This window comes from Angustibacter peucedani (assembly GCF_054779595.1).
The window spans coordinates 21,001-34,899 of sequence record NZ_BAAGXY010000009.1 but is presented as its reverse complement, the minus strand read 5'-3'; the positions used below and the strand labels follow the sequence as shown (position 1 = coordinate 34,899).

14 protein-coding genes are annotated in these 13,899 nt (G+C 74.9%); 2 read left to right on the top strand and 12 right to left on the bottom strand.

The window, feature by feature from the left end; genetic code table 11:
- The first annotated feature begins 322 nt into the window (after positions 1-322).
- Positions 323-952, top strand: coding sequence for a class I SAM-dependent methyltransferase (locus ACYVJ4_RS03045; protein WP_460458634.1), 630 nt, complete (start codon positions 323-325; stop codon positions 950-952).
- Between the two features lie 23 nt (positions 953-975).
- On the opposite strand, the gene ACYVJ4_RS03040 is transcribed toward ACYVJ4_RS03045, so the two are convergent.
- From ACYVJ4_RS03040 to glmS, 12 genes are all read right to left on the bottom strand, one after another.
- Positions 976-2,118 carry an NAD(P)/FAD-dependent oxidoreductase gene (locus tag ACYVJ4_RS03040; RefSeq protein ID WP_460458633.1) on the bottom strand — a complete coding sequence of 381 codons (1,143 nt, stop codon included), beginning with the start codon at positions 2,116-2,118 and terminating at the stop codon, positions 976-978.
- Positions 2,115-3,161: a tRNA (adenosine(37)-N6)-threonylcarbamoyltransferase complex transferase subunit TsaD gene (gene tsaD, locus ACYVJ4_RS03035; protein WP_460458632.1), complete on the bottom strand. Its 1,047-nt coding sequence runs from the start codon at positions 3,159-3,161 to the stop codon at positions 2,115-2,117. Before tsaD ends, ACYVJ4_RS03040 begins: the two co-directional genes overlap by 4 nt.
- Positions 3,162-3,166: 5 nt before the next feature.
- On the bottom strand, positions 3,167-3,640 hold the full coding sequence (rimI, locus tag ACYVJ4_RS03030) for a ribosomal protein S18-alanine N-acetyltransferase (protein ID WP_460458631.1): 474 nt from the start codon (positions 3,638-3,640) through the stop codon (positions 3,167-3,169).
- Positions 3,637-4,302, bottom strand: coding sequence for a tRNA (adenosine(37)-N6)-threonylcarbamoyltransferase complex dimerization subunit type 1 TsaB (gene tsaB, locus ACYVJ4_RS03025; RefSeq protein ID WP_460458630.1), 666 nt, complete (start codon positions 4,300-4,302; stop codon positions 3,637-3,639). The genes rimI and tsaB overlap by 4 nt, the downstream gene beginning before the upstream one ends.
- 3 nt (positions 4,303-4,305) lie before the next feature.
- The gene (tsaE, locus tag ACYVJ4_RS03020) at positions 4,306-4,851 is read right to left on the bottom strand and encodes a tRNA (adenosine(37)-N6)-threonylcarbamoyltransferase complex ATPase subunit type 1 TsaE (protein WP_460458653.1); all 546 of its coding nucleotides are present in this window, start codon (positions 4,849-4,851) and stop codon (positions 4,306-4,308) included.
- Positions 4,852-4,903: 52 nt separating this feature from the next.
- The gene (locus ACYVJ4_RS03015) at positions 4,904-5,998 is read right to left on the bottom strand and encodes an SGNH/GDSL hydrolase family protein (RefSeq protein WP_460458629.1); all 1,095 of its coding nucleotides are present in this window, start codon (positions 5,996-5,998) and stop codon (positions 4,904-4,906) included.
- Positions 5,995-6,639 carry a hypothetical protein gene (locus ACYVJ4_RS03010; protein WP_460458628.1) on the bottom strand — a complete coding sequence of 215 codons (645 nt, stop codon included), beginning with the start codon at positions 6,637-6,639 and terminating at the stop codon, positions 5,995-5,997. Before ACYVJ4_RS03010 ends, ACYVJ4_RS03015 begins: the two co-directional genes overlap by 4 nt.
- 98 nt (positions 6,640-6,737) lie before the next feature.
- Positions 6,738-7,877, bottom strand: coding sequence for an alpha/beta fold hydrolase (locus ACYVJ4_RS03005; RefSeq protein ID WP_460458627.1), 1,140 nt, complete (start codon positions 7,875-7,877; stop codon positions 6,738-6,740).
- On the bottom strand, positions 7,874-9,028 hold the full coding sequence (gene alr, locus ACYVJ4_RS03000; RefSeq protein WP_460458626.1) for an alanine racemase: 1,155 nt from the start codon (positions 9,026-9,028) through the stop codon (positions 7,874-7,876). Before alr ends, ACYVJ4_RS03005 begins: the two co-directional genes overlap by 4 nt.
- Before the next feature lie 4 nt (positions 9,029-9,032).
- Entirely contained in the window at positions 9,033-10,502 is a 1,470-nt protein-coding gene (locus ACYVJ4_RS02995) for a bifunctional ADP-dependent NAD(P)H-hydrate dehydratase/NAD(P)H-hydrate epimerase (RefSeq protein ID WP_460458625.1), read from the bottom strand.
- Positions 10,499-10,852: a holo-ACP synthase gene (locus tag ACYVJ4_RS02990; RefSeq protein WP_460458624.1), complete on the bottom strand. Its 354-nt coding sequence runs from the start codon at positions 10,850-10,852 to the stop codon at positions 10,499-10,501. The genes ACYVJ4_RS02995 and ACYVJ4_RS02990 overlap by 4 nt, the downstream gene beginning before the upstream one ends.
- A gap of 3 nt (positions 10,853-10,855) precedes the next feature.
- Complete coding sequence (glmS, locus tag ACYVJ4_RS02985; protein ID WP_460458623.1) at positions 10,856-12,715, bottom strand: glutamine--fructose-6-phosphate transaminase (isomerizing); 1,860 nt, start codon at positions 12,713-12,715, stop codon at positions 10,856-10,858.
- Between glmS and coaA the strand changes: the two genes are divergently transcribed.
- Positions 12,714-13,697, top strand: a complete 984-nt coding sequence (gene coaA, locus ACYVJ4_RS02980) for a type I pantothenate kinase (RefSeq protein ID WP_460458622.1) — start codon at positions 12,714-12,716, stop codon at positions 13,695-13,697. The genes glmS and coaA overlap by 2 nt on opposite strands.
- The last annotated feature ends 202 nt before the right edge of the window (positions 13,698-13,899 follow it).

Genomic DNA, 13,899 nt, shown 5'->3' with positions numbered 1-13,899 from the left:
GTTGGCACCGGGAAGGTGCGGCTCCTGGATGAGTGCGGTCGTGGGTGCGGCGGTGATGTCGTGATCGCAGCATCTGCGCCGCACCCACAGCCGCACCCCGCGGTCTGACGGTCGTCGTTCCATGACCAAGTCCGGCGCTGCCCGGCTCGGAGTCGCGCTCTGCGGCTCGATGGGCGGCTCTCGTCGTGGTCGTGTTCACGAGCCGTCGCGGTCTTCGTCAGGTCGCGCCGTGAGTTCCGCCGCGACAGCAACCTCGGGCCACTGCGGCAACGCACTGGTCGAAATCCTGACGCCGGGTGACGACGCGCCCGATACTGCGGGGATGGGTCTTGCGGAGCAGTTCGGTCGCCCCTCGGGATGGTTGGGCGCCGTCGTCGGGCGCGGCATGGCGAAGGGCAACGCGGCACTCAGCCACTGGGTGGTCGACCAGGCTGCTGAACACCTCGACGCGCCACCTCACCGTGTCGCCGAGCTGGGCCCCGGTCCCGGTGTCGGGTTGGAGGCACTGCTCGCGCGCTTCCCCGAAGCCCAGGTATGGGGCGTCGACCTCTCCCCGGTGATGCTGGCGCAGTCCCGCAAGCGCAACCGGGCCGCCGTGTCCGACGGGCGGCTGACGTTGCTCGAGGGCGGCGTAGGCGGCCTGGGCGTCGCCGCCCCCGCGGACCTCGTGATGGCGAACCACGTCCTCTACTTCTGGTCCGACCCCTCCGCCGAGCTCGCCGCCGTCCGGTCGAGCCTGCGGCCCGGAGGGCTGCTGGCCCTCGGCTACCAGCTGCGCGCGAACATGCCGGCGATGGCGCAGAAGCGCTTCCCCGCCGCAGGTCACCGCTTGTACGACACCGGGGACGACGTGACCGCCGTCGCGCTCGCCGCCGGGTTCGGGTCGGTGGTGCACCTGGTCAAGGGCACGGCCGAGGCGCCCGAGGGCCGGGTCGCGCTGGCGACCGCCTGACCGTCGGCGGGCTGCGCGCGGAGCTAGCGACCCAGGACGTGCGGGGTGTCGACGTCCAGCGTGCCGACGTCGCTGAAGCGGGCGAGCCCGAACGTCGCGACGTCGGCGTCCGGGGTGCGGCCCTCGGCCAGGTCGGCCAGCACCAGGCCCATCAACGCGGAGAACTTGAAGCCCTCGCCGCTGTCACCGCAGGCGACCACCACGCCGCCGGGCAGGCTGTCGACGACGAAACGGTGGTCGGGCGAGTCGGTCCAGCAGCAGACCTGGGCGTCGACGACGCGCGCCGGCACGCTCGCGAGCATCCGACCCACCCGCTGGCGCGTGGCCTCGACCAGCGGTGCGTCGGGCGTGCGGTCGCCGTCGCCCTCGACGAGGTCGCGCAGCGGTCGGTCGAGCCCGACCTTGTAGCCGACACCCGGGGTGGGCATCGCGTACAGGCCCGGCTCGTCGCCGTCCGGCCCGTCGAAAAGGCACGGCAGGTCGTCGAGCGCCGGACCGCCGTCGCCCAGGTGCACCACCTGCTCGAGGTGCGGTCGCAGCGGGAGCGTCACGCCGACCTGCTCGAGCAGGGCGCTCGCCCCCGGACCGGGGGCGAGCACGACGACGTCCGCCCGCAGCACCGATCCGTCGTCGCAGGTCAGCGCGACACCCTCGGCTGCCGTCTCGACCGAGACCACCACCCGGCCGACTTCCAGGGTGCCTCCGGCCGCCTGGAACAACCCCGCCTGCGCGGCCATCGACTCGGCAGCGAGCACCGGGCCGGCGTCCGCCTGCCAGACGCCGTCCCGGCCGTCGGAGCGCAGGCCGGGGAGCACCCGCGCCACGTCGTCCGCCGCCACGACCTCGTGGTCGACACCGACCTCGTCCAGCGCGGCCTGCACGGCGTCGAGCGACACGTCGTCGCGCCACAGCAGCCCGCGCCGCAGGTGCACGGTGCGACCGCTGCGGCGGGCCAGCCGCTCCATCGCCTCGACGCTGCGCTGCGCCAGCCGCACCCGGACGGCGTCGGGGTGGGTCAGCCGCCACAACCGGGTCGGGCCAGGCGAGGAGGAGAGCCGGTTCGCGACGCCGTACCGGTCGACGAGGACGACGTCGTGACCGCGACCGGCGAGCTCGGCGGCCGCGGGCAGACCCCACGCCCCGGCGCCCACCACGACGCACCTCATGCGAGGACGGTCGTCACCGGCATCGAGGAGTCGGCCGGCAGGTCGAGGGCGCTCGGCGGGCGCCCGCGGGCGACCATCTCGGCACCGAGCGCCGCCACCATCGCGCCGTTGTCGGTGCACAGCCCGGGGCGCGGCACCCGGAGCGTGATACCTGCTGCGCTGCAACGCTCCTGGGCCATCGCGCGCAGTCGCGAGTTGGCGGCCACCCCACCGCCGACCAGCAGCGTGCCGACCCCCTGCGCACGGCACGCGGCGACGGCCTTGCGGGTCAGGACGTCGACCACGGCCTCCTGGAAGCTCGCGGCGACGTCGGCGACCGGCACCGGCTCGCCGTCGGCCTCGCGCTGCTCGACCCAGCGCGCCACCGCGGTCTTCAGCCCCGAGAACGAGAAGTCGTACGCGTGCCGCTCGAGGTCCTTCGGCCGGGTCAGCCCGCGCGGGAAGGCGATCGCCGCCGGGTCGCCCTCGCGCGCGGCGCGGTCGACGTGCGGGCCGCCGGGGAACGGCAGCCCGAGCAGCCGCGCCACCTTGTCGAACGCCTCGCCGGCCGCGTCGTCGATCGTCGAGCCCAGCGGCCGGACGTCGGACGTCACGTCCGGCACCAGCAGCAGCGAGGAGTGACCGCCCGACGCCAGCAGCGCCATCGTGGGCTCGGGCAGCGGGCCGTGCTCGAGCTGGTCGACCGCGACGTGCGCGGCCAGGTGGTTCACGCCGTACAGCGGCTTGCCCAGCGAGAGCGCCAGCGCCTTGGCTGCCGCGACCCCCACGAGCAGCGCGCCGGCCAGACCCGGCCCGCTCGTCACGGCCAGCGCGTCGACGTCCGCGAGTCGCACGCCGGCCTCGCGGCAGGCCCGCTCGACCGTCGGCGCCATGGCCTCCAGGTGCGCGCGGCTGGCCACCTCGGGCACCACGCCGCCGAAGCGCGCGTGCTCCTCGACGCTGCTCGCGACCGCGTCGACGAGCAGCTCGCCGCCGCGCACGATCCCGACGCCGGTCTCGTCGCACGAGGTCTCGATGCCGAGCACCAGCGGGGCGTCGCTCACAGGGCTCAGGGTACCGAGCGGCGCATGACCCAGGCGTCCGCGGGGCCGTCGGCGGTGCGGTAGTAGCCGCGACGGACGGCGATCCGCTCGAAGCCCTCGCGCGCGTAGAGTCGCTGGGCCGGGACGTTGTCGGCGCGCACCTCGAGCAGCAGCCGCTGCGCGCCCATCGCCGCGGCGTCCTCGACCAGCCGTCGCACCAGCAGCCCCCCGACGCCCCGCCCCTGCAGCGACGGGTGCACCGCCACCGTCATGACGTCGCCGTCGTGACCCGGCACCGACACCCCCGCGTAGCCGAGAACCTCGTCCGGCTCCTCCCCCGGCAGCAGCACGTACCGCCGCTGCGCCGGCTGGGCCAGCTCGGCCCACCAGGTCTCGACTCTCCACGCCTCGGGTCCGAACAGCTCGCGCTCCAACGGCAGCAACGGCTCGACGTCCCACCAGCGCAGGGGACGCAACGGCGCCAGCGTCGGCTCGCTCATCCCAGGACGCTCTTGCGCCCGCCGCCCTCGTGCACGTCCGGACGCCGCAGGTACCGCGGCTCGACGTCCGACAGGTCGGCGCCGGCCGCGAGCAGCCGGACGACGGCGCTGGCCAGCGCGGCGGCCGACGGGTCGAGCGGACCGACCGGGTCACCCAGGTCGTCCGGGTACAGCGACGCACCACGCCCGACCACCGGCCGTCCGTCGAGCGGGACGTCGGCGGGCCGGCTGACCTCAGGACCCTGCACCCGTTGCGGCACGGACGATCCCGCCTCGTACGCCGCCCAGTAGACCTCGCGGCGCCGGGCATCCGTCGCGACGACGAAGGGTCCGTCGACCGCGCCCTCGTCCGCGGCCCGCGCTGCCAGCGCGTCGAGCGTGCACAGCCCGTGCACCGGCAGCCCCAGCGCCGCCCCCATGGTGCGAGCGGTGACCAGGCCGACGCGCAGCCCGGTGAACGGGCCCGGCCCGGTGCCCACCGCCACGTCGGTGAGGTCGCGCGCGGTCGCTCCTGCCTGCGCGAGAACGGATTCGACGCCCGGCGCCAGCAGCTCGCCGTGACGGCGCGCGTCGACCGCGAGCGACTCGGCGACCACTCGCTCGCCGTCGTGCAGCGCGACGGTCACCGCGGGCGTGGCGGTGTCGAGGGCCAGCAGCAGCACGGCTCAGGCCCCCAGCTCGACGTCGGCCCAGCGCGGGCCGAACCCCTCGACCCGCACCTGGCGCGGCTGCTCGAGGTCGCCGGTCTCGTCGTCCACCGCGTCGTCCGCCGCGTCGTCCGCCGCGTCGTCCGCTTCGTCGGTCTCGACGTCCTCGCGCACGACGTCGCGGTCGCCGTCCGGACCCGCGTCCTGGCCGCGCGGTCGGGTGATCGCCACGTGCAGCCGGTCGGTCGTGAGGTCGTCGACGAGGCCCTCGCCCCACTCGACGACGGTGATGCTGTGCTCCAGGCTCGCGTCGAGGTCGAGGTCGTCGACCTCGGCGATCGAGCCCAGCCGGTAGGCGTCGACGTGCACGAGCGGCGGTCCGTCGACCTCGCTCGGGTGCACGCGCGCGATGACGAAGGTCGGCGAGGTGACCGGCCCTCGCACCCCGAGGCCGGCGCCGATCCCCTGCGTCAGCGTCGTCTTGCCGGCGCCGAGGTCACCGGTGAGCACCACCAGGTCGCCCGGCCGCAGGACGTCGGCCAGCCGCCGTCCGAGCGCGTGCATGTCGTCGCGCGTCGCGACGGTCTGCTGGGCCTGCACGCGCCCATGCTACGGGTCAGGGCTTGGGGTGACGCATCTGCTCCTGCACCAGCGCCGCGTACGCGCGCTGCCCCGCGGCGTTGGGGTGGAAGCTCTCGGGGTTGATGGGCGAGAACCCGTTGGCCTGCACCGAGATGTCGTTGAACCACGGGTCCGAGCTGCCGATCCCGTGCCCGCGGAACGCCTCCGTCGGGTCGATGAACTCCACGTCCGCGCCGCTCTCCCGGGCCGCCGCGGCCAGCATGGCGTTCAGCTGGTCACCCTTCTCGTTCATCCAGCGCTGGTCGTCCGCGAACAGCAGGTTGCGGTAGTTGTTCGACGGGTCGTCGGGGAACAGGTGCGGGTAGCCCACGATGATGATCCGCGCGTTGGGCGCCTTCTCCCGGATCCGCCGGTACGTCTCGATCAGCTCGGCCTTCTTGTCGACCAGGCGCTGCTGGAACTTCGCCTCGTTCTTGTCCTCGCAGGTGGCGCCGTTGATGACGCAGTCCTTGAGGACGTCGGCGAACCCCATGTCGTTGCCGCCGATGGAGAAGGTCACCAGGCTCGTCTTGTCGCTGAGCGCGTCCTCCTGCGGCCCCTCTCCCGTCTGGCCCGCGTTGGGGTTGGTGAACTCGTTGATCTCGGCACCCGAGCAGGCGACGAACGACGAGCCGCCCTTGAAGTCGTTCTCCGCCGCCACGATCGAGCCGTAGGCGTTGCCCGAGCGGTGGCACCCGTTGTGGTACTTGGGGTCGCGGTCGCCCGGCCACCACAGGTGCGAGTCCATCCAGTCGGCGAACCCGCGGTCGTCGCGGTCGGACTGCGGCTCGTAGTCGCCCGCGCCCTCGCCCGACGAGAACGAGTCGCCCATCGCGACGTACTCGCCGGACGTCGCCTGCTCGTACGGCGACAGCGACGGGTCGCCGACGCCGTCCGACCCGCACTGGGTGCCGCCGGTGATCTTGCAGACCGCGGTGGACACCGCCCCGGTGGCGCGGGCGGCGACCGGCGTCACCAGCAGCGCGGTGCAGATGCCGCCGATCAGGACGGCGATGCCGACGTACTCCAGGGTGCCGGCGCCGCGGTCGCTGGAGAGCCGGCGGCGCAGGGCCCGCAGCCAGGCGGTCATGCCCCGAGCCGGTTCGCCGCGGCGGTGGCCGCCTGCTTCACGGTGGTCTCGGGCGGGGCCTCCTTGAGCGCGTACGACGTCATCAGGACGACGGTGCGACCGCTGCGGATCAGGACGACGTCGGTGGTGATCGGCAGGTCGGTCTGCGGCACCTGGCGCCAGGCGACGGACTCGTCACCCAGCTGCGGCAGGTCGAGCGGGCGCACCGCCATCGTGGCCGCGGGGGCCGTGCCGTTCGCCGGGAGCTGGTAGGACGTGCAGGTCGCGAGCGCCTTGCGCAGCGCCGCGACGACGGCGGTCGCCGAGTCGTCGGGGTAGACGCGCACGCGCTGCTCGACGAACGGGCCGACCGGCCCCTGCGAGAAGCGCGCGCTGGCCTGCTGCACCGGCGGGGTGGGCTCGATGTCGACGCCGCAGACGGTCTGCCGGTAGCCGGCGCTCTGCCCGCCGCTGGCGGCGAAGCCCTCGGGCAGGTCGGCCGGGCTGACCAGCACCTTCTGCGCCGCCGCGGCGTCGGCCGTCGCTCCCGGCGCCACCGAGTCGTCGCGGTGCTCGACGCCGCACCCGGTGACGACCAGGGTGCCGACGACCACGGCCACGGCGACGGCGGTCAGCCGGGACCAGCTCTGCAGGACGGACATGGCGGGCTCCTCACGCTCGTGAGGACGAGCCTGCTCCCGCCCGGGCAGGGCGTCCTGGGCCCACGGGCCTCAGCCCGGGCCCAATTGCCCGCGCCCGGCTAGGCCCGCCGCGAGCGGCGCAGGCGCGGACGACGGCCCCGGCCGGCCGTCGTCCCGTCGCGCTCGACCGCCCGGTCGGCCCGCTCGAGCAGGTCGCCGACGTGCAGGTTCACGACGTCGGGGTGCTCGAGCATCACCATGTGCCCCGCGTGCGGGACGACGACGTGCTCGGCGCCCGGCAGCCGCCGGACGATCTCGGCGCTGTGCTCGAGCGGGGTCAGCAGGTCGCCGTCGCCCGAGAGCACCAGCGCCTCGAGCCCGTCGAGCGTGGCCAGCGCGTCGCCCTTGTCGTGCAGGTCGAAGCCGGGCAGGAAGCCCGAGACGACGTCGATCGGCGTGGCCGCGATCATCGCGGCGGTGAAGCGCACCAGCTCGGGCGGCACGTCCGAGGCGTAGGAGTAGCGCTTGACGAGCACCTGCTCGAGGTCGCTGCCGATGCGGCGGGTGCGGTCGACCAGCCGGGGCGCGCGGGTCAGCCCGACCAGCGCCACCGGCGCGACGCGGTGCGCGACCCGGCCGAGCCGGTCGGCCAGCCCCCAGTGGACGTCGGCCAGGCCGCCCGAGCTGGTCGCCACCAGGCCCACGCCGACCACGCGCTCGCGCACGAGGTCGGGCTGCTGGGCGGCGAGCGCCATGACGGTCATGCCGCCCATCGAGTGCCCGACCAGCACGACCGGGCCCTCGGGCGCGGTGGCCTCGACGACGGCGCGCAGGTCGGCGCCGCACTGGTCGACGGTGTAGTGGTCGTCCGGCCCGGTGCCCGACCGGCCGTGGCCGCGCTGGTCCCAGAACACCATGCGGTAGCGGCCGCGCAGCCACTGCCGCTGGAAGTGCCAGATGTCCTGGTTGAGGCAGAAGCCGTGGCTGAAGACGACGGTGACGGGCGAGGGCTGGGCGTCGTCGTCGAGGGGCTCGCCGACGTCCAGGTCGTCGACCTCGACGTAGAGCGCGGTGCCGTCGTCCGCCGTGACCCGCTGGGGCGCGCCGCGCAGCGAGCCGTACGCCTCGACGCCCACGCCCACGCCCGGGCGCACGCGGCCCGCGGTCCAGCGCTCGGCGGCCAGGCCCAGCGCCGCGCCGACGCCCGCGGCGGCCAGACCGGCGCCGACCCCGACGACGGTGCGCGACGGCGACCTCACGACGCCTCCCCCACGTACGTGCGGGGAACGCGCGAGCCGATCCGGGTGACGATCTCGTAGGAGATGGTGTCGAGCACCTCGGCCCAGTCCTGCGCCGTCGGCTCGCCGTGCGCGCCCTCGCCGAACAGGACGACGGGGTCGCCGGCCCGCAGCTCGCCGACGTCCGGGCGCTCGCCGAGGTCGACGACCACCTGGTCCATGCAGACCCGGCCGGCGATCGTGTGCCGGCGCCCGGCCACCTGCAGCGGCCCGACGTTGCCGGCGGCGCGCGGGACGCCGTCCGCGTACCCGAGCGGGACGAGCCCGAGGGTGGTGTCGCGGGGCGTCGTGTAGGCGTGGCCGTACGAGACGCCCGACCCCTCGGGCACGCGCTTCACCAGCGCCAGCCGGGCCCGCAGGGTCATCGCCGGGCGCAGCCCGAAGTCGGCCGGTGCCCCGAGGTCGGGCACCGGCGACAGGCCGTAGACCGCGATGCCGGGGCGCACCAGGTCGAAGTGCAGCTGCGGGCTGGTCAGCGTGGCGGCCGAGTTGGCCAGGTGCCGCACCTCGGGTCGCACCCCGCGCCGCTCGGCCAGGTCGAGCGCCGCCCGGAACGCCTCGGCCTGCCGCGCGACCGTCGGGTGCTGGGGCGCGTCGGCCCATGCCAGGTGCGACCAGACGCCCACCACCTCGAGCGTCCCCTCGGCCTGCGCGGCGAGGGCGTGGTCGACCAGGTCGCCCCACTCGTCGGCGGCCGCGCCCCCGCGCGACAGCCCGGTGTCGATCTTCAGGTGCAGCCGGGCCGAGCGCCCGGTGGCCCGTGCCGCCGCGACCACCTCGTCGACCGCCCAGGGCGCGCTCGCGCTGAGGTCGACGTCGGCCGCGAGCGCCGCCGCGAAGTCGTCGCCGGGCACGTGCAGCCACGACAGCAGGCGGCCCGTGTCGCCGGCCGCCCGCAGCGCGAGCGCCTCGGCCCGCAGCCCGACGCCGAGCCAGGTGGCCTCGCCGGCCCGGGCAGCCCGCGCGAGCGGCACCAGGCCGTGCCCGTAGGCGTCGGCCTTCACCACGGCCATGACCTCGGCGCTGCCGGCGCGCGTCTGCAGGGCCGCGACGTTCGACCGCACGGCGGCGAGGTCGACGACGGCCTCGGCCGGCAGGACTGGGTCGCTCACCCGGTCAGTCTGCCAGCGCCAGCAGGTCGGCGACCGTCCCGGGCAGCGCGTCGAGCAGGCGCCCGGCGTCCAGGGGGCCCCCGCCGGACGCGCGGCGCCCGGCCAGGCCGTGCACGGACGCCGCCACCGCACCGGCCGAGCGCGGGTCGAGCCCCGCCGCCAGGAGCGTGCCCGCCACCCCGGCCAGGACGTCGCCCGAACCGGCCGAGGCGAGCCACGCCGGCCCCTCGGCCTCGCTCATGACCGTGCCGCCGTCGGGCGGGACGACGAGGGTGACCGCCCCCTTGAGCAGCACCGTCGCGCCGGTCAGCTCGGCCGCGCGGCGGGCGTGCTGGAGCGGCCGGGCCTCGACGTCGTCCCGGCTCACCTCGGGGCCGTCGTCCTGCAGACGGGTCAGCAGCCGGGCCAGCTCGCCCGCGTGCGGCGTGAGCAGGGTGGGGGCGCCGCGGCGGGTCACCAGCTCGAGCGCCCCGGCGTCGACCACGCACGGCAGGTCGCTCGCCAGCGCGGTCTCGGCATGGCCGCGCTGGCCGTCGTCGCCGTCCGGGTCGAGCCCCGGACCGACCACCCAGGCCTGCACCCGGCCCTCGCCGGGCACGACCTCGGGCCAGCGGGCCCGCACCAGGTCGGTGGGCTCCTGCGGTCCGACGTAGCGCACCATGCCGGCGCCGGTACGCACGGCCGAGCCCACGGCCAGCACGGCGGCCCCCGTGTACGTCGGGCCGCCGGCCACCACGCCGACCACGCCGCGCCGGTACTTGTCGTCGCCGGACGACGGGTGCGGCCACCGCGCGGCCACGTCGGCGGGCTCGAGGCGGGTGACCTCGGGCGAGCCCAGCGCGGCCGGGTCGAGGCCGATGTCGACGACGTCCAGCCGCCCGACGAGCGCCGCGGCCGGGGGCAGCAGCAGCGCCGGCTTGGCGGTGCCGAAGGTGACCGTGCGGGTGGCCGTGACGACCACGTCGCCGACCGCGCCCGTGCCGGGGTCGACACCGCTGGGCAGGTCGACGGCCACGACCGGCACGCCGTCCGGCACCGCCGCGAGCAGCTCGCCCACGGCCGGGTCGAGCCCGGGACGCCCGCCGATGCCCAGCAGGCCGTCGACGACGAGGTCCGCAGTGCGCAGCTCGTCGGCGCCGGCCGCGGCCGGCGCCGCCCGTCCGCCCGCGCCGCGCAGCCCGGCGAGGCCTTCCGCGTGAGCGCTCGGGGCGACCACCACGGCCACCACCTGCGCGCCGCGCCCGGCCAGGCGGGCGCCGGCCCACAGCGCGTCGCCGCCGTTGGACCCGGCACCGACCAGCAGCACCACGCGCGCGCCGTAGACCGGACGTCGTCCCCGGGCCGAGCGCAGCTCGTCGGTCACCGCGAAGGCCAGGGCGGAGGCGGCGCGCTGCATCAGCGCGCCGTCGGGCAGGTCGGCCATCGCGGCGGCCTCGGCGCGGCGCACCGCCTCGACGCCGTGGGCGTGGATCACGCGGTCTCCGCCACGACGACGGCGCTCGCGATGCCGGCGTCGTGCGACATGGACAGGTGCAGGCGCGACACCTCGAGCTCGGTCGCGCGGGCCGCGACCGTGCCCTGCACCTGCAGCTCGGGCTGGCCGGTGGCGTTCTTGACGACGGTGGCGTCGGTCCAGTGCAGGCCGACGGGGGCGCCGAGCGCCTTGGCCAAGGCCTCCTTGGCCGCGAACCGCGCCGCCAGGGAGGCCAGCGGCAACGAGCGCTCGTCTTCGGTGAAGAGGCGGTCGAGCAGCCGCGGCGTGCGCTCGAGGGTCAGCCCGAAGCGCGCGACGTCCACCACGTCGATGCCGACGCCGACGATCACGCGCTACTCGACCGTGACGGACTTGGCCAGGTTGCGCGGCTGGTCGACGTCCAGGCCCTTGGCGGTGGCCAGCGCGCACGCGAACACCTGCAGCGGGACCGTGGTGACCAGCGGCGCGAGCAGGGTCGGCGTCTGCGGCACCCGGATCACGACGTCCGCGAACGGCTCGACGTCGGTGTCGCCCTCCTCGGCGATCACGATCGTGCGCGCGCCGCGGGCCCGGATCTCCTGGATGTTCGAGACGACCTTGCCGTGCAGCGAGTCGCGACCGCGGGGGGACGGGACGACGACGAACACCGGCAGCCCCTCCTCGATCAGCGCAATCGGGCCGTGCTTGAGCTCGCCGGCCGCGAAGCCCTCGGCGTGGATGTAGGCGAGCTCCTTGAGCTTGAGCGCGCCCTCCATGGCGACCGGGAAGCCGACGTGCCGGCCGAGGAAGAGGATGACCCGCTCGTCGGCCATGGACGTCGCCAGCTCGCGCACCGGGCCCATGCCGTCGAGCACCTGCTGGATCTGGTCGGGCACCTCGCCGAGGCGGGCGAGCAGGTCGCGCACCTCGTCCTCGTACTTGTTGCCGCGCAGCTGGGCGAGGTAGAGGCCCAGCAGGTAGCAGGCGGTGATCTGGCCGAGGAAGGCCTTGGTCGACGCGACCGCGACCTCGGGCCCGGCGTGCGTGTAGATCACGGCGTCGGCCTCGCGCGGGATGGTCGAGCCGTGGGTGTTGCAGATCGCGACAACCTTGGCGCCCTGCTCGCGCGCGTGCCGCACGGCCATCAGGGTGTCCATGGTCTCGCCGGACTGCGAGATCGCGACGACCAGCGTCTTCTCGTTGACCACCGGGTCGCGGTAGCGGAACTCGTGGGCGAGCTCGACCTCGGTGGGCACGCGGCACCAGTGCTCGATCGCGTACTTGGCGACCTGCCCCGCGTACGCGGCGGTGCCGCACGCGATGACCACGATCTTGTCGACCGAGCGCAGCACCCCGGCGTCGATGCGCAGCTCGTCGAGCACCAGGTGGCCCTCGGCGTCCATGCGGCCGAGGAGGGTGTCGGCGACGGCGCGCGGCTGCTCCTCGATCTCCTTGGCCATGAAGGAGTCGTACCCGCCCTTCTCGGCGGCCGAGGCGTCCCAGTCGACGTGGTACTCCTTGGTCTGCGCCGGCTGGCCGTCGAAGCCCACGACCTCGAGGGACGTCGGCGTGATCGTGACGACCTGGTCCTGGCCGAGCTCGACCGCGTCGCGGGTGTGCTCGATGAACGCCGCGACGTCCGAGCCGAGGTAGTTGGCGCCCTGGCCGCGGCCGGCGACGAGCGGGGAGTTGCGCCGCGCGCCGACCACGGTGGACGGCGCGTCGGCGTGCACCGCGAGCAACGTGAACGCGCCCTCGAGCCGGTTGCAGACCGTGCGCATGGCGTCGGTGAGGTCACCCAGCTCGTCGTACGCGCGGCCGACCAGGTGGGCCGCCACCTCGGTGTCGGTCTCGGACCGGAACGTCACGCCCGCCGCCACGAGCTCGGCCCGCAGCGACGCGAAGTTCTCGATGATGCCGTTGTGCACGAGGGCCAGCCGGCCGTCCTCGCTCAGGTGCGGGTGGGCGTTGGCGTCGTTCGGGGCGCCGTGCGTGGCCCAGCGGGTGTGCCCGACACCGGTGACGCCGTCTGGGAGGGGCTGGTCGGCCAGCGCCTTCTCGAGGTTGGCGAGTTTGCCGGCCTTCTTCTGGGTGGCCAGCCGCCCGTCGTCCGTCTGGACGACGATCCCGGCCGAGTCGTACCCGCGGTACTCCATCCGGCGCAGGCCCTCGAGGACCACCTCGAGCGCCTCGGTGCCGCCCGCTGGACCGGTGTACCCGACGATTCCGCACATGGCGTCAAGGGTAGCCTTGCCCGTCGTGGCCAACGGCAACGGCGCCAGCCTGCCCTCGCCCTACGTCGAGCTCGACCGCGAGGCGTGGGCGGCGCTGCGCGCCCAGACCCCCCTCACCCTCGGCGCCGACGACGTCGAGCGGTTGGAGGGTCTGGGCGACCGGGTCGACCTGCGCGAGGTCGAGGAGGTCTACCTCCCGCTGTCGCGGCTGCTGAACCTCTACGTGCGCGGCGCCGCCCGGCTGCACCGGGTCACCGGCGAGTTCCTGGGCGAGGGCAGCGAGCGCGTGCCGTTCGTCGTCGGCATCGCGGGGTCGGTGGCGGTCGGCAAGTCCACCACCGCCCGCCTGCTGCGCGACCTGCTCGCCGCCTGGCCCGAGACCCCGGACGTGCAGCTGGTCACCACCGACGGGTTTCTCTACCCCAACGCCGAGCTCGAGCGCCGAGACCTGCTGCAGCGCAAGGGATTCCCCGAGTCGTACGACCGTCGCGCGCTGCTGCGGTTCGTCGCCGAGATCAAGGCGGGCAAGGCCGAGGTGGCCGCGCCGGTGTACTCGCACCTGACCTACGACATCGTCCCGGACGAGCACGTCGTCGTCCGCCGGCCCGACGTCCTGATCGTCGAGGGGCTCAACGTGCTGCAGCCCCCGCGGGTCGACGCCCAAGGCCGGTCGGGGCTGGCGGTGAGCGACTTCTTCGACTTCTCGGTCTACGTCGACGCCAAGACCGAGGACGTGCGGCAGTGGTACGTCGACCGGTTCCTGCGCCTGCGCCGCACCGCGTTCGCCGACCCGTCGTCCTACTTCCACCGGTACGCGGCGCTGAGCGACGCCGAGGCGGTCGAGACCGCGCTGGGCATCTGGGCGCGCATCAACGAGACGAACCTGGTCGAGAACGTCCGGCCCACGCGCGGGCGGGCCACGCTCGTGCTCACCAAGGGTGCGGATCACGCCGTGACCCGCGTGCGCCTGCGCAAGGCCTAGCTCGACGTCCGGGCTGGTAGCCACGGGCCCGAGGTGACGCCCGCAGCCCGTCGTGATCATGCGATCCGGCCCTACGAGCGACGTCGGCCACCATCCGCTCATGCCGAGTCGAGTGATTCAGCACAGACAAGGTGCGGTTCATGGGTGAGTGCGGCCGTGGGTGCGGCGGTGACGTCGTGATTGCAGCATCTGCGCCGCACTC

Excerpts from the sequence above, each read along its gene's own strand:
- ACYVJ4_RS03045 (WP_460458634.1), top strand. The coding sequence starts at position 323 with ATGGGTCTTGCGGAGCAGTTCGGTCGCCCCTCGGGATGGTTGGGCGCC.
- ACYVJ4_RS03040 (WP_460458633.1), bottom strand. The coding sequence starts at position 2,118 with ATGAGGTGCGTCGTGGTGGGCGCCGGGGCGTGGGGTCTGCCCGCGGCC.
- rimI (WP_460458631.1), bottom strand. The coding sequence starts at position 3,640 with ATGAGCGAGCCGACGCTGGCGCCGTTGCGTCCCCTGCGCTGGTGGGAC.
- tsaE (WP_460458653.1), bottom strand. The coding sequence starts at position 4,851 with ATGCACGCGCTCGGACGGCGGCTGGCCGACGTCCTGCGGCCGGGCGAC.
- ACYVJ4_RS03015 (WP_460458629.1), bottom strand. The coding sequence starts at position 5,998 with ATGACCGCCTGGCTGCGGGCCCTGCGCCGCCGGCTCTCCAGCGACCGC.
- ACYVJ4_RS03010 (WP_460458628.1), bottom strand. The coding sequence starts at position 6,639 with ATGTCCGTCCTGCAGAGCTGGTCCCGGCTGACCGCCGTCGCCGTGGCC.
- coaA (WP_460458622.1), top strand. The coding sequence starts at position 12,714 with ATGGCGTCAAGGGTAGCCTTGCCCGTCGTGGCCAACGGCAACGGCGCC.
- glmS (WP_460458623.1), bottom strand. The coding sequence starts at position 12,715 with ATGTGCGGAATCGTCGGGTACACCGGTCCAGCGGGCGGCACCGAGGCG.